The following is a 16645-nucleotide window of genomic DNA, read 5'->3' as shown; positions in this document are numbered from 1 at the left end:
CACCATCGCCGGACGAGCAGGAGGACCGGGGCGCAGCCCCGCACGTACATGGACGCAAAGCGCATTCTTCGCACCCCGATGGTGTGGATCCTGCTCCTCATCGGCGCACTGGTCTTCGGCCTGATGTTCTCCAACGCCGGGCCGCCGCGCATCGACACGTCCGAGGCGATGAAGCTCATCTCGTCCGGTCAGGTCGAGTCGGCGACGCTGCTCAACAACGAGCAGGTGACCCTCGACCTCAAGACGCCCTACTCCTCGCCGGACGGCACGGTCAAGGACGCGAAGACGGTCTACGCCTACTACGTCGACGCCCGCGGTGCGCAGGTCGTCGACGCGATCGAGAAGGCCAACCCGCCGAAGGGCTACACCGACCAGATCGACCAGCAGAGCTGGCTCGGGTCGATGCTCTACTCGGTCCTGCCCATCATCATCATCCTCGGTCTGTTCTGGTTCCTGATGGGCCAGATGCAGGGCGGCGGCTCGCGGGTCATGCAGTTCGGCAAGTCCCGGGCCAAGCTGGCCACCAAGGACATGCCCAAGGTGACCTTCGCCGACGTGGCGGGTGTCGACGAGGCGATCGAGGAGCTCCACGAGATCAAGGAGTTCCTCCAGGAGCCGGCCAAGTTCCTCGCCGTCGGCGCGAAGATCCCCAAGGGCGTCCTGCTCTACGGGCCGCCCGGCACCGGCAAGACCCTGCTCGCCCGCGCCGTCGCCGGTGAGGCGGGGGTGCCGTTCTACTCGATCTCCGGCTCCGACTTCGTCGAGATGTTCGTCGGTGTCGGTGCCAGCCGCGTCCGCGACCTGTTCGAGCAGGCCAAGGCCAACGCGCCCGCCATCGTCTTCGTCGACGAGATCGACGCGGTCGGCCGGCACCGTGGCGCGGGTCTCGGCGGTGGCCACGACGAGCGCGAGCAGACCCTCAACCAGCTGCTCGTCGAGATGGATGGCTTCGACGTCAAGACCAACGTCATCCTCATCGCCGCGACGAACCGACCCGACATCCTCGACCCGGCGCTGCTCCGCCCGGGCCGCTTCGACCGGCAGATCGCCGTCGAGGCCCCCGACATGATCGGCCGGCACCGGATCCTCGACGTGCACGCCAAGGGCAAGCCGATGGCGCCTGACGTCGACCTGCTCGCCGTGGCCCGGCGCACGCCCGGCTTCACGGGCGCCGACCTCGCCAACGTGCTCAACGAGGCCGCCCTGCTGACGGCCCGCAGCGACAAGCGGGTCATCGACAACCGGGCACTCGACGAGGCGATCGACCGTGTCATCGCCGGCCCGCAGAAGCGCACCAGGATCATGTCGGCCAAGGAGCGCAAGATCACGGCCTACCACGAGGGCGGCCACGCCCTCGTCGCCGCGTCGCTCAACCACACCGACCCGGTCACGAAGATCACGATCCTGCCGCGTGGTCGCGCGCTCGGCTACACGATGGTCATGCCGGTCGACGACAAGTACTCGACGACCCGCAACGAGATCCTCGACCAGCTCGCCTACGCCCTCGGTGGCCGGGTCGCGGAGGAGATCGTCTTCCACGAGCCGACGACCGGCGCGAGCAACGACATCGAGAAGGCCACCGGGATGGCCCGCAAGATGATCACCGAGTTCGGCATGTCCGAGCGGATCGGCGCGATCAAGCTCGGGCAGAGCAACGGTGAGGTGTTCCTCGGCCGTGACATGGGCCACCAGCGCGACTACTCCGAGGAGGTCGCGGGGATCGTCGACGAGGAGGTCAAGAAGCTCATCGAGTCGGCGCACGACGAGGCCTACACCGCGCTCAACCAGAACCGCGACGTCCTCGACCACCTCGTGCTCCAGCTGCTCGAGCGGGAGACGCTCAACCAGGCCGAGCTCGCCGAGGTGTTCAAGAACGTCGTCAAGCTGCCGCAGCGCCCCACCTGGCTCTCCTCCCAGACCCGCCAGCCGAGCACCATCCCGCCGGTGCTGACGCCGGCCGAGATCGCCGCCCAGCACAACGGGCACCTGCCGCCGCCCGTCCCGCCGGACAAGCGGCTCGAGCAGGAGATCGACCAGGCCGCGTCGGTCGGGGCACACCCGCTCGCCGACGAGCACCCGCCCGCCGAGGTCGTCGAGGTCCCCGAGGACCACCGCGTCGACCCCGACGAGAAGGGCTGACCGTGGCGGTCGATCAGGCGCGGGCCGCGAAGGCGGTCCGCGAGCTGCTCATCGCGGTCGGGGAGGACCCCGACCGCGAGGGACTGCGGGACACCCCCGAACGGGTGGCCCGCGCCTACGCCGAGGTCTTCGCGGGCCTCGACATGGAGGCCGCCGACGTCCTGGACAAGACGTTCAACATGGACCACGAAGAGCTCGTCATCGTCCGCGACATCGAGCTCTACTCCACGTGCGAGCACCACCTCGTGCCGTTCCACGGGGTCGCCCACGTCGGCTACATCCCCGACAAGCACGGCCGGGTCACCGGCCTGTCCAAGCTGGCCCGGCTCGTCGAGGTGTACGCCCGCCGGCCCCAGGTCCAGGAGCGGCTCACCTCCCAGATCGCCGACGCCCTCGTCGAGCACCTCGGCGTGCAGGGCGTCATCGTCGTCATCCAGGCCGAGCACCTGTGCATGTCGATGCGGGGGATCCGCAAGCCGGGCGCGTCGACGATCACCTCCGCCGTCCGGGGCCAGCTGCGCGATCCCGCCACTCGAGCAGAGGCTATGGCACTCATGCTCGAGGGCAACAAGTGAGCCGGGACCGGCAGCTCACCGACAACCGGACCGCCGTCACCGACGCGCTGGGCCGGGTCCGGGCCGTCTCGACACACATGCCCCGCATCGTCGGGACCATTGTCTACGCCGTCGCTGCCCTCAACATCGCGAGCGGGCTCACCCACGGCTTCCGCGGGCGGGCGCACTGGCTCGGCAGCTTCCTGCCGTGGGGCCTCGGCAACCTCGCGGCCGCCGGCATGGTCGTGTTCGGCGTCCTGCTGGCGCTGCTCGGACACGCCCTCAAGCGACGCAAGCACCGCGCCTGGCGGGCCGCCGTCCCCCTCACCGTGGCGGCCACCATCCTCGACGCGGTCCACGCCCGGCTCGGCATCGCGACCGCGTCGGCGATCCTGCTCTACCTGCTGCTGCGGCACCGCGACGAGTTCTACGCCGCCGGCGACCCGACGACCAGGTGGCGGGCCCTGTGGACCGCGGTCGCGCTCTTCGTCGGCAGCACGCTGATCGGTCTCGGCATGCTCGCGTGGTATGAGCGCGAGGTCGTCGGAGGCTGGCCCGGTGTATGGCTGGCGATGCAGCAGGTGTGGCTCGGCATGGTCGGGGTCTCCGGCGACCTCGTCTTCCGGCAGGGCCGCTTCGAGGACTTCATCTCCGACGTGCTGCTCGGGCTCGGCGTCGTCACCGTCCTCGTCCCGATCGTGCTGGCCCTTCGCTCGCCACGGCCCCTGCCGCATTTGTCCGACGAGGACGCTGCGGCGATCCGGACGATGCTGCCCCAGGCCCCCGACTCGCTCGGCTACTTCAACCTCCGCAGCGACAAGAGCGTGCTGTGGTCCGACACGCACAAGGCTGCCGTGGCCTACCGCGTCGTCGGGGGCGTCATGCTGGCGAGCGGTGACCCCATCGGCGACCCCGAGGCGTGGCCCGGTGCGATGACCAACTTCCTCCTCGAGGCAGACCGGCACGCCTGGGTGCCGGCGGCGCTCGGCTGCTCCGAGCGGGCGGGCCGCGCCTGGCAGCGGCTCACCGACTTCGCGGCGGTCGAGCTCGGCGACGAGGCGGTCGTCGACACCGAGGCCTTCTCGTTGTCCGGTCGGGCGATGCGCAACGTGCGCCAGATGGTGACCCGCGTCCGGCGCGCCGGCTACGAGACGCGGATCGTGCGGGTCCGCGACATGTCGGCGACGGCGCGGGACGAGCTGCTCCACGACGCGGAGGCCTGGCGCGGCAGCGAGACGGAGCGCGGCTTCTCCATGGCGCTCGGGCGGGTCGCCGACCCCCGGGATCCCGACGCGCTCGTCGTCCTCGCCGTGCACGAGGGCGTCGTGCGCGGCTTCCTCCAGTTCGTCCCCTGGGGGAGCGACGGCATCTCGCTCGACCTCATGCGTCGGGACCGCGAGGCCGAAGCCGGCGTCAACGAGCTGCTCATCGTCTCGGTCCTCGAGGCCGCCCAGGGCCTCGGCATCCGCCGGGTCTCCCTCAACTTCGCGGCCTTCCGGAGCGTCTTCGAGCGGGCCGAGCGTCTCGGCGCGGGCCCGATCACCCGGGGCATGCGCCGCCTGCTCGGGCTCGGCTCCCGCTGGTTCCAGCTCGAGTCGCTCTACCGCTTCAACAGCAAGTTCCAGCCCCGGTGGATCGGCCGGTTCCTCGTCTACCCGGCCGGCACACTGCCCCGCGTCGCCCTCGCCGCACTGCGCGCCGAGGCCTTCGTGTCGTGGCCGTCGCCGCCCCGCCTGCTCGCCCGTCGGCGTGCGTGAGCCCAGTGGCAGGATGGTCCCCATGACCGCGGCCGACCTGCTTGCCGAACGCGACCGGACGCTGGTGATGGGCGTCGTGAACGTCACGCCCGACTCGTTCTCCGACGGGGGCGTGTGGTTCGAGCCGGCCGCCGCCATCGACCACGGCCGCGACATCCTCGCGGCGGGCGCCGACATCATCGACGTCGGCGGCGAGTCAACCCGGCCGGGCGCCGAGCGGCCGTCCGTCGCCGAGGAGCTGCGCCGGGTCGTGCCCGTCGTCGAGGCGCTCGCAGCCGAGGGGGCGGTGGTGTCCGTCGACACGATGCGCGCGGAGGTCGCTGAGGCGGCCGTCGCGGCCGGTGCGGCCATCATCAACGACGTCTCGGGCGGCCACGCCGATCCCGACATGGTGCCCTACGTCGTCAGCGCCCAGCGGCCCTACGTCGCGATGCACTGGCGCGGTCACAGCACCGACATGTACGCGCGCGCCGTCTACGACGACGTCGTCGAGGAGGTATGCCGCGAGCTGGCCTCCCGCCGCGACGAGCTGTTGGGCGCGGGGCTGGCCGAGGAGCTGCTCGTCCTCGACCCCGGCCTCGGGTTCGCCAAGACCGCCGACCACAACTGGGCCCTCATGGCGGCGCTGCCGCGGCTGCACGACCTGGGCCAGCCCGTCCTCCTCGGCGCGTCCCGCAAGGGCTTCCTCGGCCGGGTCGGGCGCCCGGCCGCAGCAGAGCCGCGCCCGCCGCTGGAGCGCGACCTCGAGACCGCGGCAACGTCGGTGATGGCCGCGATGGCCGGGCTGTGGTGCGTGCGGGTGCACGATGTGCCCCGCACGGTGCGGGCGCTCGCCGTCGTCGCGGCCGCCCAGGCCCATGCCCCGGTCGAGGAGGGGGCCTGGTGACCGACCGCATCCTCCTGCAGGGCGTCTCTGCCCGCGGGTTCCACGGCGTGCTCGACTTCGAGAAGCGCGAGGGCCAGACGTTCGTCGTCGACGTGACCCTCGAGCTCGACCTGTCGGAGGCAGGTCGGAGCGACGACCTGTCGACGACGGTGAGCTATGCCGAGGTCGCGGACGACGTCGTGCGACGCGTCACCGGCCCGGGGTTCGACCTGATCGAGCGCCTCGCGGAGGTCATCGCAGCCGACGTGCTCCGGCGCGACCGGGTCGATGCCGTCGAGGTCGTCGTGCACAAGCCGGAGGCGCCGGTCGGTCAGCCGTTCACCGACGTGCAGGTGCGGGTGCGACGCGGCGGCGTCCCCGTCGTCCTCGCGCTCGGGTCCAACCTCGGTGACCGCGGAGAGACGCTCCACAGCGCCGTCGACGTCCTCGCGGCGCGGCCAGACATCACTGTCGCCGCAGTGTCACCCGTCGTCGAGACGGACCCCGTCGGTGGCCCCGCGGACCAGCCGCCCTACCTCAACGCCGTGGCGCTCGCACGCACCGATCTCGCACCCGACGCGCTGCTGCGGGTGCTGCACGAGATCGAGGCGGAGCACGGTCGCACCCGCGAGATCCGTTGGGGCGCAAGGACGCTCGACCTCGACCTGATCCAGTATGGCCGCCCCGGCTCTTCTGATGAGGTGTGCAGCGAGACACCGGAGTTGACACTGCCGCACCCCCGGGCCGCCGAGCGGGCATTCGTCCTGGTTCCCTGGGACCTCGTCGACCCGGCCGCCCGGCTGCGCGTGGCCAAGGGCCGGGACGGCATCCGACCGATCGGTGAGCTGCTCGCGGGACTTGACCGGTCAGGGGTCCGGCCCGGGCCCGAAGGGGAGGACTCATGAGGCCACGCGAGGGATTGCGGGTCACCACGCTCGTCATCGTCGCGCTCGTCGCCCTCATCATCGGCTGGGTCGTGATGAAGTGGTGGGTCTCCGGCGCCCACGCCGTGCCGGAGCCCGGCTGGGTCGGCCTCGCGGTGATGGCGTTCCTCGGGGGCGGCGTGCTGGTCGCCGGCTTCCAGGTCAAGCAGGTCCGCGACGGTCGCGGCCAGACCGCGATGAGCCCGATGCGCGCTGCCCGCACCCTCGTGCTCGGTCAGGCGGCGGCCCTGACGGGCGCGGTCCTGACGGGCTGGTACGCCTCGAACGCCCTCATCCTGCTGCCCGACATCGACGTGGCCTCGCAGCTCGCCCGGCTGTGGCCACTGCTCGCCCACCTCGGCGTCGCGATCCTGCTCTGCGTGGCCGGCATGGTCACCCAGTCGATGTGCCGGATCAAGCCGCCCAAGCACAAGGACGACGACGAGGACGACGAGGGCCGCGACTGACCGCACTGGCGACTATCGGGCCGTGGCCCGATAGTCGGAGGTGTCACGGGCACGACCGCCAACGATCGGGCCGTGGTCCGGTTGTCCGAGGTCCCACCGGCCCGCGCGGCTGCCGCTCAGTGGCGCGTGGAGTTGGTGGGAGCGGTACTCCCGGTCGACGTCCGGGTTGTCTGGGTCGTCGTGGAGGTCGGCACTTGTGGCCCCTCGTCGAGGCTCTGGTTCGTCGCGTTCGGCCACGGCGGCGGGATGGTGTCGACGGTGTCCTCGTCGGAGCACGCGGCGGCGATCGACACCACGGCGGTGATCACGACGACCCCTGTGGCGCGGAGGGCACCGGCGCGCGAAAGCCGGGTGAGCGGCATACGGACAGTCATTTGTCGATGTCGCCCACGACGAAGAACATCGACCCGAGGATCGCGACCATGTCGGCGATGAGCTGGCCAGGCAGCATCTCGGCCAGCACGGAGACGTTGTTGAACGAGGCGGAGCGCAGCTTGAGCCGCCACGGCGTCTTGTCGCCGCGGGAGACGAGGTAGTAGCCGTTGAAGCCGAGCGGGTTCTCGGTCGCGCAGTAGATCTGGCCCTCGGGGACCTTGAGGACCTTCGGCAGCTTGACGTTGATGGGGCCCTGCGGCAGCCCCGCGAGGCGGTCGACGCAGGCGTCGGCGAGGTCGAGGCTGACCCGCGTCTGCTCGAGCAGGACCTCGAGGCGGGCCAGGCAGTCGCCGGCCTCGAGGGTGACGACCCGGCCGGGCCCGCCGGGGCCGAACAGCTCGCCGTAGCCGAGGTAGGGCGTGTCCCGGCGCAGGTCGACGTCGACGCCGCTGGCCCGGGCGATCGGCCCGGACACGCCGTGCCCGAGGGCGAGGTCGCGGGACAGGACACCGACGCCGCGGGTGCGGGCCTCGAGGATCTCGTTGCCGACCAGGAGCCGCTCGAGGTCGGGCAGCCGGCGACGCACCGCGGCGACCGCCTCGGTGACGCGACCGAGCCAGCCCGCCGGCAGGTCCTCCTTGAGGCCGCCGACCCGGTTGAACATGTAGTGCATCCGGCCGCCCGACGCCTCCTCCATGACGGCCTGCAGCTCCTCACGCTCCCGGAACGCGTAGAAGACGGGCGTGATCGCGCCGAGCTCGAGGGGATACGAGCCGAGGAACATGAGGTGGTTGAGGACGCGGTTCAGCTCGGCCAGCAGCGTGCGCGCCCAGACGGCCCGCTGGGGGACCTCCATGCCGAGCATGTCCTCGACCGCGAGCACCACGCCGAGCTCGTTGGCGAAGGCCGAGAGCCAGTCGTGCCGGTTGGCAAGCACGATGATCTGCCGATAGTCGCGCACCTCGAAGAGCTTCTCCGCGCCGCGGTGCATGTAGCCGATGATCGGCTCCGCGCTGACGATGCGCTCTCCGTCGACGACGATCCGGAGGCGCAGGACGCCGTGCGTCGCGGGGTGCTGCGGGCCGATGTTGAGCACCATGTCGGCCGTCGCGAGCCCGCCGGCGCCGACCCCGACGGTCAGCTCGCGCGCGGACGTGGTCGCCTCGGTCATGGCTCGAGTATGCCGCTCAGCCTCGGTGCGCGGCGTTCGCCGCGTCGCGCCGGCGTGACCCGATCCAGACGGCGGTGCCGATGATGAGGATGATGACGACGGCGGCGATGGTGAGCAGGACCGGGACGAGCTGGGAGTTCTTCGCAGCGGCCTGCTCGGGGGTGTCGTGCTGCGGGACGGGCACGGCCGCGCCCTTCGTGGCCGTCGACCCGTCGAGCCCCACGGTGGCGTGGAAGGAGAAGGTGCCGGAGATCGGGTGCCCGTCGGACGAGGTGACGCGGTAGGTGACGACGTAGTCGCCGGCCGGTGCGTGCGGGTCGAGCTGCTGGTGGACCGCCCGCCCGTCGATCGTCGGCTCGCCCTGCGCGACGCTGCCGTTGGGGCCCTTGACGAGGATCTGCGTCCCGAGGGCGAGGGGGTCGTCCGAGAAAGTCAGCGTGACGGCCTGGGGGAGCCGGTCCACGGTCGTCCCGTCGGCCGGCGAGGTCGACTCGAGGACGTCGTGGGCGCTCGCAGCGGAGGCGCCGACGACGACGAATCCGACTGCGAGCAGGACCAGGGCAAGGAACCGACGCATGGCCTCAGGGTACGTCGGGGCCGTGCACCCGCCTCACCGCCCACCAGAAGGCGCCGAACCCGGCCCGGTCGATGAGCCGGGCCTCGGCCGAGACCCGCTCGAGGGCGCCGAGGTAGCCGAGCGGGTCGGCGCGGGCGCTGTCATGGTCAGGGGGTCGGGCCTCGATCCCGAGGTCGACGAGCAGCTCGCGCTGGCGGTGCAGCGCGTCGGCGTCGAGGGTGTCCATCGCGACATGGGCGGTGAGGTCGCACGTGCCGTCGGGCACGGGGTGCACGAGGTGTCCTTGCCGGTATGCCGCGAGCGTCCCGCCGCTCGGCCGCTCGCTCGCGTCGTGGCCGTAGTCGATGCCCACGACGAGGCCGGTGTCGACGCGGGCGACGAGGTCCGCCCAGGCGGCGTCGCGACTCCGGCCGACCTCCACGCGGTCGCCGGGCGCGGTTGCGGCCCAGTGCTGCTCGGCCCAGAGCCGGTCCGCGGGCTCCACGGCCGAGCCAGCGCTATCCTCGCCGGTCGCGGGGTCGACGAGCACCTCGCGCAGGGTGCCGTCGTCGTCGACCTCGGCGATCGTGCACGGGACGACGTCGAGCCACTCATGAGCCACGACGAGGGCGTTCGTCAAGCCGCGCAGGCCGTCCGGCAGGTCCGGTCCGCCGGGCGACCGGACCCAGTCGATGTTGGCGTCCAGACCGGGTGGCCGGTCCACGACGTCGACTCCGACGACCCGCGTGCGCCCACCCCCTTCTCCGTGAACCGACCGTTCGGGGTCGAACTGGCCGGTAGACCGTCCAGTTCGACCGCGAACGGACCGTTCGGGGGTGGTGGGGCGGGCGAGAGTGTCGGAGATACGCGTGAGGGAGGCGGTCAGGGCGGCGAGGTGGGTGGTCAGCTCGCCGCGGCCTGCGCCGACGTCGACGATGGCCGAGGGGAGGTGGTCCGGGCAGTAGCGGTCCCAGAGGCGGAGCAGAGCCTCGGCCAGGACCCGGCCGGTCGGTCCCTGGGCCGCGGTCGAGAAGTGCGCGGCGGGACCGCCGCGCGTGACATAGAAACCGAGCTCAGCGTCATACAGGGCCCGCTGCCAGGCCACCCGCCACGGGACTGAGCTCACGCTGGGACTGTAGCGATAGCGTGCCGGGGTGAGTACTCCGCACGAGCGACCGGCGCGCTTCGAGATCGGGGTCGTCGGCGCCGGGCGCGTCGGCGCAGTGCTCGGGGCGGCGCTGGAACGGGCCGGGCACCGGGTCACCGGCGTCTCGGCCGTGAGCGAGGCGTCGCTGTCGCGCGCCGCCGACCTGTTGCCGGGGGCGCCGGTCAAGCCGGTGCCCGACGTCATCGCCGGCGCGCACCTCGTCATCCTCGCGGTGCCGGACGACACGCTGTCCGGCCTGGTGTCGGGGCTGCACCGGGCCGGGGTCTTCACGCCCGGGCAGATCGTCATGCACACCTCGGGGGCGCACGGGATCTCGGTCTTCGAGGCGGCCGCTGACAGCAACATCATCCCGCTGGCGATCCATCCCGCGATGGCGTTCACCGGCACGGCGATGGACGTCGAGCGGCTCGCCGACTGCTGCTTCGCCGTGACGACGATGGACCTCGCCCGGCCGCTCGGCGAGGCGCTCGTCATCGAGATGGGGGGCGACCCGGTGTGGGTGCCCGAGTCTCAACGGCTGGCCTACCACGCCGCGCTCACGCATGCCGCCGACCACCTCGTCACGCTGGTCGCCCAGTCGATGCAGCTGCTCGGCGAGGCGGGGATCGAGGACCCTGCGCGCGTCCTCGAGCCGCTGCTGTCGGCGTCGCTGGCGAACGCGCTGCAGCTCGGTGACGCGGCGCTGGGCGGCCCGGTGTCCCGCGGAGACGCCGAGACGGTCGCCGAGCACGTGGAGCTGCTCGGGTCCGAGGCTCCCGACATCCGTGCGACCTACCTGGCGATGGCGCGGGCGACGGCGCAACGGGCCGTGCTGTCGGGCCGGCTCAGCGCCGCCGCGGCCGAACCGGTCCTCGAGGCCCTCGCCGACGACTCCTGACCCTCGCGGGTTCGAGGTATTTACCGGTCAGTGGTGTCCGCCGAATACCTCGAACCAGGTCCGGGGCTCGCGGGTTCGAGGTATTTACCGGTCAGTGGTGTCCGCCGAATACCTCGAACCAGGGCCGGTGGTCAGTAGTGGCGCCACCAGAGGTTCACGGCGTAGTCGACGCCGGTCGCGTCCGGATGCTCGGCCAGGATCAGGTCGGCCTCACTCGGCGAGAACTCGATCCCGACGACCGCCTCGAAGTCCTCCCTCGAGTCGAAGTCCCACCGGATGTCGAGGCGCTCGCGCTGCCAGCCGTGCCGCTCCCAGAACCGCTCGACCGCCCGGGCGTCGTAGTGCGGCAGCGCCCGCCGGAACCACGCGCCGAACGTCGACCGGGTCGCGTCGTTGTCGATGACGAACGCCGTGCCGCCGGGCCGCATCACCCGCGACAGCTCGGCCAGCCCCGGCTCGGCACCGGGCCCGAAGAAGTACGACCAGCGCGCGTGCGCCACGTCGAAGGACGCGTCCGGCACCCCGATCGCGGCCGCGCCGTCCTCGAGGACCGAGCACTGCGGCATACCCGAGATGCGTTGGCGCGCAAGCGAAGCGAGCGGTGGGTGCGGCTCGACGCCGACCACCGAGCGTGCGGTCGACGCGAACAGCGGCAGGTGGAAGCCGGTCCCGCAGCCGATGTCGACGACGTCGCGCCCGGCCCAGTCCGCGATCGACCGCATGGCCGACTCGATGACGTGGTCGCGGTCGACGCCCCGGTTCTCGACCTCGTAGACGTCGGGTGTCTCCCAGATGTTCGGGGACGGGATGATGTCGGTCATCGGCGCCTGGCCTCCAGCGTGGCGGGGTGAACGAGCAGCGGCAGCAGGGCCCGGTCACCGCGCGACCCGGCAGCCTTCACCTGGGCGAGGTGGGCCTCGGCGCGCAGCACGAGCTGCTCGTAGGCCGGCCGGCCCATCAGCTCGACCAGCTCGGCGGCACAGCTGCGATAGACCGGCTCGCGGCCGACGTGCGCCTCGGGGTTGCCGGAGCAGTACCAGTCGAGGTCGTGTCCGCCCGGCCCCCAGCCGCGCCGGTCGTACTCCGTGATCGTCACCTCGAGGTAGCTCGACTCGTCCGGCAGCTCGACGGTGCGATAGGTGCGGCGGATCGGCAGCTGCCAGCAGACGTCGGGCTTGGTCGTGTGCGGGGCGACGCCGGTCAGCACGGCGTGCTGGTGCAGCGCGCAGCCAGCGCCCGCGGGGAACCCCAGCCGGTTGAGGAAGATGCACGCGCCGTCGACGACCCGGGTCTTGCGCGCGCCGTCCTCCTTCTCGGACCAGTCGTTCTTCGAGCCCGTCGCCGTGCCGACGTCGTGGTACTGCCACTCGTCCGGGCCGAGCTCGGCGACGACGGCGGCGACCCGCTTGCGGTCGTCCTTGTCGGTGAAGTGGGCGCCGAGCGTGCAGCAGCCGTCGTCCGGCCGGTCGGCGTAGATGCCGTGGCAGCCGGCCCCGAAGATGCACGTCCAGCTGCTCGTGAGCCAGGTGAGGTCGCAGCGGAACCGCTGTCCCGTATCCGCCGGGTCGGTGAACTCCACCCACACGCGGGGAAGATCGAGCGGTGCTTCGGCCACCGGCACACTGTATGCCTCCTCCCGCTGCACGCCCGTGCTCGGTCCGTATGCCGCTGAGCCGGCTGCCGTCCGCTGGTGACCTCCCGCTCGCGGTGGCGTCGGTGCCTCCGCGACCGCCCACGGGTGGATACGGTGACGGCATGACGACGGCACGAGGGCGCGGTCGGCGTCCCGGTGGGGTCGACACGCGGGCCGCGATCATCGTTGCCGCCCGTGGGCAGTTCGCTGCCAAGGGCTACGACAAGGCCTCGATCCGGGGGATCGCGCGGGACGCGGGCGTCGACCCCGCCCTCGTGCACCACTACTTCGCCGGCAAGGCGCAGCTGTTCGCCGAGACCGTGGACCTGTCCGTGGACCCCACCGTCGTCGTCGGCCGGATCTTCGAGGGCGACCCCGCGCGGCTCGGCTGGCGGGTCATCGAGACCTTCCTGCTCCTGTGGGACCCGCCCGAGCGGCGGCAGGTCCTCGTCGCCCTGCTCCGGTCGAGCATGACGAGTGACGAGGGGGCTCGGGCCCTGCGTGAGTTCCTCAACCGGGAGATCTTCGGTCGGATCGCGCTGGCGACCGGGGCGTCGGACCCACAGCTGCGCGGGTCGCTCGCCGGGGCGCAGATGCTCGGGATGGCGGTGATGCGCTACGTCCTGAAGGTGCCGGCCCTCGTCGACGCCCCGAACGCCCTCATCGTCGAGCGGCTGGGCCCGATCCTGCAGGCCCATCTCGTGGACACCGCGCCGGAACCGGACTAGATTTCATCACATGATGAATAACGCGGAGGGCTCCGCCGTCGTCATCGCCGGGCTCCGGGTGCTCCGGGGCCGGCACCTCGTCCTGCCGGACCTGTCCCTGCACCTGCCGGCCGGCCAGGTCGTCGGCCTGCTCGGCCCCTCCGGGTCGGGCAAGACGACACTGATGCGCGCCATCGTCGGCGTTCAGGTCATCGAGGGCGGCACCGTCACGGTGCTCGGGCACCCGGCGGGGTCGGCGTCCCTGCGACGCGAGGTCGGCTATGTCACCCAGTCGCCGAGCGTCTACGGCGACCTGTCCGTCCGGGACAACATCCGCTACTTCGGCAGGGTCGTCGGACTCACGGGGGCGGCGCTCACCGAGGCCGTCGACCGGACCCTGGTCGAGGTCGACCTGACCCGCCACGCCGACCAGCTCGTGCAGGACCTCTCCGGCGGGCAGGAGTCACGGGTCTCCCTCGCGGCGGCGCTCGTCGGCCGGCCGACCCTGCTCGTCCTCGACGAGCCGACCGTCGGCCTCGACCCCGTCCTGCGCCGCGACCTGTGGGCGCTCTTCCGCCGGCTCGCGGACGCGGGCCACTCCCTGATCGTGTCGAGCCACGTCATGGACGAGGCGAGCCGCTGCGACCGCCTCGTCCTGCTCCGCGAAGGCGTGGTCCTCGCCGACCTCACGCCCGACGAACTGCTCGCCCGAACCCACACGACCGACCCCGACGCCGCGTTCCTCGCGCTCGTCGACGCGGCCCAGCGCTCGCAGGAGGCGGCGTCATGAACCCGGCCCTCACCCTCGCGACCGCCGCCCGCGTGCTGCGACAGGTGCGCACCGACCGCCGCACCATCGCCCTCATCGTCGTCGTCCCGTGCGTGCTCATCGGGCTGCTCGCGTGGATGTTCAGCGGCACCCCGGTCTTCGATCGGACCGGTGCGGCGATCCTCGGGATCTTCCCGATGACGGTCCTGTTCGTCGTCACCTCCGTCGCCACGCTGCGCGAGCGGCAGTCCGGCACGCTCGAACGGCTCCTCACGACGCCGCTCGGCAAGGGCGACTTCATGCTCGGCTATGCGGTCGCCTTCGCCGTCCTCGGCACCCTGCAGGCCCTGGTCGCAACGGCGTTTGCCGTCTGGGTGTGTGGCCTCGACGTGGCCGGTCCGCTCTGGCTGCTCGTCGTCGTCGCCGTCGTCGATGCCCTCCTCGGCAGCGCCCTCGGCCTGCTCGCGAGCGCCTTCGCCCGCACCGAGTTCCAGGCCGTCCAGTTCATGCCGGCGTTCATCTTCCCCCAGTTCCTGCTCTGCGGCCTGTTCATCGCCCGCGACCAGATGCCGGACGTCCTGCACTGGGTCTCGAACGTGCTGCCGTTGTCCTACGCCGTCGACGCCATGAAGACGATCACGACCGAGACCGACCCGTACGGCACCGTCGGCGCCGACCTCGCGGTCGTCGGCGGCTTCATCGTGCTCGCCCTCGCGCTCGCCTCGCTGACGCTGAGCCGCCGCTCGCGCTGAGCCGCGCCCTCCGACAACCGGGCAGGTATGCCGCCCAGCTGCGGCCGGTGAGCGGCATACCTCCCGCTCGGGCGACCGACGCAGGAAGACCGGGGCGCTTGTAGGGTCGGAGCGTGACCACGGGAGCCCGCGCATGAGGCTCGGCGTCATCGACGTCGGCTCGAACACCGTCAACCTGCTCGTCGTCGACGCGCACGTGGGCGCCCACCCGCTGCCGGCCTTCTCGCACAAGATCGAGCTGCGCCTGGCCGAGAACCTCACTCCCGACGGCAACGTCTCGCCCGACACGGCCGCCCGGCTCGAGGGCTTCGTGCAGGAGTGCCTGGGCGTCGCCGAGGACCAGGGGGTGGAGGACCTGATGGCCTTCGCGACGTCGGCCATCCGGGACGCCCCGAACGGCGACGACGTCATCGCCGGTGTTGCTGAGGCCACCGGGCTCGGGCTGCAGGTGCTCGAGGGGACCGACGAGGCCCGGATGACCTACCTCGCGGTGCGGCGCTGGTTCGGCTGGTCGAGCGGGCGCCTGCTCGTCGTCGACATCGGTGGCGGGTCGCTCGAGATCTCGACCGGCCTGGACGAGGAGCCGGACGTCGCGCTCAGCCTGCCGCTCGGTGCCGGGCGACTGCACCGCGACCACCTGCGCGGCGACCCACCGTCCGCTGAGCAGGTTGCCGCGCTGCGCAAGCACATCCGCGCCCAGCTGGCCCGGGAGCTGCGCCCGGTGCTCCGCTCGGGCAGGCCGAACCGACACGTCGGCACGTCGAAGACGCTCCGCTCGCTCGCCCGGATCGCCGGGGCGGCCCCCTCGGACGAGGGCCCGTTCGTCCCGCGCGCGCTGTCCCGCACCGACGCGTCCGACATCGTGGCGCGGCTGCGGACGATGACCGTGGCGGAGCGCTCGACCCTGCCGGGGGTGTCGAGCACCCGCGCGCCGCAGCTGCTCGCCGGGGCCCTCGTCGCCGAGGCCGCGATGGACCTGCTGTCGATCGAGTCGCTCGAGATCTGCCCGTGGGCGATGCGGGAGGGGCTCATCCTGCGGCGGCTCGACCACCTCGAGGGCTGAGGGTCGGGAACGACCCGTGGACGGCACATACCGGAGAATGGGCCCATGACCATCCGGATCGGCCTGTCGACGGCGTCGGTGTACCCCGCCAACGCGGCCACCGCCTTCGCGACCGCGGCGCGGCTCGGCTACACCGCCATGGAGGTCATGGTCTGGACCGACCCGGTCACGCAGGAGGCCGGCGCCCTGCGCTCGCTGAGCGAGCTGCACGGCATCCCGATCGTCTCCATCCACGCGCCGACCCTGCTGCTGACGCAGCGCGTCTGGGGTGCGGACCCGTGGGGCAAGGTCGACCGCTCCATCGAGCTCGCGCAGGAAGTCGGTGCCGACACGGTCGTGCTGCACCCGCCGTTCCGCTGGCAGCGTGAGTATGCCGCTGAGTTCGTCGACGGGGTCGCTGACCGCGAGCGCACCTCGGGTCTCAAGCTCGCCGTCGAGAACATGTTCCCGTGGATCACGGCGCGGCGGCAGATGCTGGCGTACCTGCCGCACTGGGACCCGGTGGGCCAGCCCTACCGGCACGTGACCCTCGACCTGTCGCACGCGGCGACGGCCGGGGTCGACGGCCTGGCGATGGCCAAGGCCCTGGGTCCGCGGCTCGCCCACCTGCACCTCACCGACGGGCTCAACACGTTCAAGGACGATCATCTCGTGCCGGGCCACGGGACGCAGCCGTGCTCGGAGGTCCTGCAGCTGCTGGCGGACACGCACTACGAGGGGCACGTCATCGTCGAGATCGGCACCCGCAAGCTGACGCCGGACGAGCGCGAGATCGACCTCATCGAGGCGCTGACCTTCGCCGAGCTCAACCTCATGCCGGCCCGCGGGGACAGCCGCATCTAACCCCACCACCCACCACCCACCACCCG

Annotated in this window: 18 protein-coding genes; 12 read left to right on the top strand and 6 right to left on the bottom strand. The window is 71.9% G+C overall.

The features are described from left to right. Positions 1-48: 48 nt before the first annotated feature. Genes ftsH through N864_RS03150 form a run of 6 tightly spaced genes read left to right on the top strand, consistent with a single transcriptional unit; the run spans position 49 to position 6705 of the window. Positions 49-2139 (top strand): ATP-dependent zinc metalloprotease FtsH, encoded by a 2091-nt coding sequence (ftsH, locus tag N864_RS03175; RefSeq protein ID WP_034713409.1) that lies wholly within the window; start codon positions 49-51, stop codon positions 2137-2139. Between the two features lie 2 nt (positions 2140-2141). Further along, positions 2142-2714 carry a GTP cyclohydrolase I FolE gene (gene folE / locus N864_RS03170; protein WP_034713407.1) on the top strand — a complete coding sequence of 191 codons (573 nt, stop codon included), beginning with the start codon at positions 2142-2144 and terminating at the stop codon, positions 2712-2714. Further along, positions 2711-4450: a phosphatidylglycerol lysyltransferase domain-containing protein gene (locus N864_RS03165; RefSeq protein WP_205620848.1), complete on the top strand. Its 1740-nt coding sequence runs from the start codon at positions 2711-2713 to the stop codon at positions 4448-4450. Before folE ends, N864_RS03165 begins: the two co-directional genes overlap by 4 nt. 22 nt (positions 4451-4472) lie before the next feature. Continuing rightward, positions 4473-5336: a dihydropteroate synthase gene (gene folP / locus N864_RS03160; RefSeq protein WP_034713405.1), complete on the top strand. Its 864-nt coding sequence runs from the start codon at positions 4473-4475 to the stop codon at positions 5334-5336. Continuing rightward, the gene (gene folK, locus N864_RS03155; RefSeq protein WP_034713404.1) at positions 5333-6220 is read left to right on the top strand and encodes a 2-amino-4-hydroxy-6-hydroxymethyldihydropteridine diphosphokinase; all 888 of its coding nucleotides are present in this window, start codon (positions 5333-5335) and stop codon (positions 6218-6220) included. The genes folP and folK overlap by 4 nt, the downstream gene beginning before the upstream one ends. Beyond that, positions 6217-6705, top strand: a complete 489-nt coding sequence (locus tag N864_RS03150; protein ID WP_034713402.1) for a DUF3180 domain-containing protein — start codon at positions 6217-6219, stop codon at positions 6703-6705. The genes folK and N864_RS03150 overlap by 4 nt, the downstream gene beginning before the upstream one ends. Before the next feature lie 116 nt (positions 6706-6821). Here N864_RS03150 and N864_RS03145 read toward each other — a convergent pair whose 3' ends face one another. Genes N864_RS03145 through N864_RS03130 form a run of 4 tightly spaced genes read right to left on the bottom strand, consistent with a single transcriptional unit; the run spans position 6822 to position 9933 of the window. After that, positions 6822-7067, bottom strand: coding sequence for a hypothetical protein (locus N864_RS03145; RefSeq protein WP_034713399.1), 246 nt, complete (start codon positions 7065-7067; stop codon positions 6822-6824). Between the two features lie 8 nt (positions 7068-7075). Then, positions 7076-8251, bottom strand: a complete 1176-nt coding sequence (locus tag N864_RS03140) for an NADH-quinone oxidoreductase subunit D (protein WP_034713398.1) — start codon at positions 8249-8251, stop codon at positions 7076-7078. A 16-nt stretch (positions 8252-8267) separates the two neighbouring features. Then, the gene (locus N864_RS03135) at positions 8268-8828 is read right to left on the bottom strand and encodes a copper resistance CopC family protein (protein WP_034713396.1); all 561 of its coding nucleotides are present in this window, start codon (positions 8826-8828) and stop codon (positions 8268-8270) included. Positions 8829-8832: 4 nt separating this feature from the next. Next, positions 8833-9933, bottom strand: coding sequence for an SAM-dependent methyltransferase (locus N864_RS03130; protein WP_034713394.1), 1101 nt, complete (start codon positions 9931-9933; stop codon positions 8833-8835). A 28-nt stretch (positions 9934-9961) separates the two neighbouring features. Between N864_RS03130 and N864_RS03125 the strand changes: the two genes are divergently transcribed. Beyond that, positions 9962-10852, top strand: a complete 891-nt coding sequence (locus N864_RS03125) for a Rossmann-like and DUF2520 domain-containing protein (RefSeq protein ID WP_034713392.1) — start codon at positions 9962-9964, stop codon at positions 10850-10852. Positions 10853-10983: 131 nt separating this feature from the next. Here N864_RS03125 and N864_RS03120 read toward each other — a convergent pair whose 3' ends face one another. Then, positions 10984-11673, bottom strand: coding sequence for a class I SAM-dependent methyltransferase (locus N864_RS03120; RefSeq protein WP_034713389.1), 690 nt, complete (start codon positions 11671-11673; stop codon positions 10984-10986). Further along, positions 11670-12467, bottom strand: a complete 798-nt coding sequence (locus N864_RS03115; RefSeq protein WP_034713446.1) for a DUF3109 family protein — start codon at positions 12465-12467, stop codon at positions 11670-11672. The genes N864_RS03120 and N864_RS03115 overlap by 4 nt, the downstream gene beginning before the upstream one ends. Before the next feature lie 140 nt (positions 12468-12607). Between N864_RS03115 and N864_RS03110 the strand changes: the two genes are divergently transcribed. The 5 genes from N864_RS03110 to N864_RS03090 all read left to right on the top strand — a co-directional run bounded on the left by N864_RS03110 (position 12608) and on the right by N864_RS03090 (position 16619). Continuing rightward, positions 12608-13213, top strand: coding sequence for a TetR/AcrR family transcriptional regulator (locus N864_RS03110; protein WP_034713386.1), 606 nt, complete (start codon positions 12608-12610; stop codon positions 13211-13213). 10 nt (positions 13214-13223) lie between these two features. Beyond that, positions 13224-13982: an ABC transporter ATP-binding protein gene (locus tag N864_RS03105; RefSeq protein WP_034713385.1), complete on the top strand. Its 759-nt coding sequence runs from the start codon at positions 13224-13226 to the stop codon at positions 13980-13982. Continuing rightward, positions 13979-14713, top strand: coding sequence for an ABC transporter permease (locus N864_RS03100; protein ID WP_034713383.1), 735 nt, complete (start codon positions 13979-13981; stop codon positions 14711-14713). Before N864_RS03105 ends, N864_RS03100 begins: the two co-directional genes overlap by 4 nt. 133 nt (positions 14714-14846) lie before the next feature. Beyond that, positions 14847-15776: a Ppx/GppA family phosphatase gene (locus N864_RS03095; RefSeq protein ID WP_034713381.1), complete on the top strand. Its 930-nt coding sequence runs from the start codon at positions 14847-14849 to the stop codon at positions 15774-15776. 45 nt (positions 15777-15821) lie between these two features. Further along, positions 15822-16619 carry a sugar phosphate isomerase/epimerase family protein gene (locus tag N864_RS03090; RefSeq protein ID WP_034713378.1) on the top strand — a complete coding sequence of 266 codons (798 nt, stop codon included), beginning with the start codon at positions 15822-15824 and terminating at the stop codon, positions 16617-16619. Positions 16620-16645: the final 26 nt, after the last annotated feature.

The organism is Intrasporangium chromatireducens Q5-1, from assembly GCF_000576575.1.
In the GTDB taxonomy this organism is placed as follows: Bacteria; Actinomycetota; Actinomycetes; order Actinomycetales; family Dermatophilaceae; genus Intrasporangium_A; species Intrasporangium_A chromatireducens.
The sequence above is the reverse complement of the archived record's forward strand: the minus strand, read 5'-3'. Positions and strand labels throughout refer to the sequence as shown.

Coding starts and splice junctions, on each gene's coding strand:
- N864_RS03140 (WP_034713398.1), bottom strand. CDS start 8,251: ATGACCGAGGCGACCACGTCCGCGCGCGAGCTGACCGTCGGGGTCGGC.
- folP (WP_034713405.1), top strand. CDS start 4,473: ATGACCGCGGCCGACCTGCTTGCCGAACGCGACCGGACGCTGGTGATG.
- N864_RS03110 (WP_034713386.1), top strand. CDS start 12,608: ATGACGACGGCACGAGGGCGCGGTCGGCGTCCCGGTGGGGTCGACACG.
- N864_RS03105 (WP_034713385.1), top strand. CDS start 13,224: ATGATGAATAACGCGGAGGGCTCCGCCGTCGTCATCGCCGGGCTCCGG.
- ftsH (WP_034713409.1), top strand. CDS start 49: ATGGACGCAAAGCGCATTCTTCGCACCCCGATGGTGTGGATCCTGCTC.
- N864_RS03150 (WP_034713402.1), top strand. CDS start 6,217: ATGAGGCCACGCGAGGGATTGCGGGTCACCACGCTCGTCATCGTCGCG.
- N864_RS03100 (WP_034713383.1), top strand. CDS start 13,979: ATGAACCCGGCCCTCACCCTCGCGACCGCCGCCCGCGTGCTGCGACAG.
- N864_RS03090 (WP_034713378.1), top strand. CDS start 15,822: ATGACCATCCGGATCGGCCTGTCGACGGCGTCGGTGTACCCCGCCAAC.
- N864_RS03120 (WP_034713389.1), bottom strand. CDS start 11,673: ATGACCGACATCATCCCGTCCCCGAACATCTGGGAGACACCCGACGTC.
- N864_RS03095 (WP_034713381.1), top strand. CDS start 14,847: ATGAGGCTCGGCGTCATCGACGTCGGCTCGAACACCGTCAACCTGCTC.
- N864_RS03135 (WP_034713396.1), bottom strand. CDS start 8,828: ATGCGTCGGTTCCTTGCCCTGGTCCTGCTCGCAGTCGGATTCGTCGTC.
- N864_RS03145 (WP_034713399.1), bottom strand. CDS start 7,067: ATGCCGCTCACCCGGCTTTCGCGCGCCGGTGCCCTCCGCGCCACAGGG.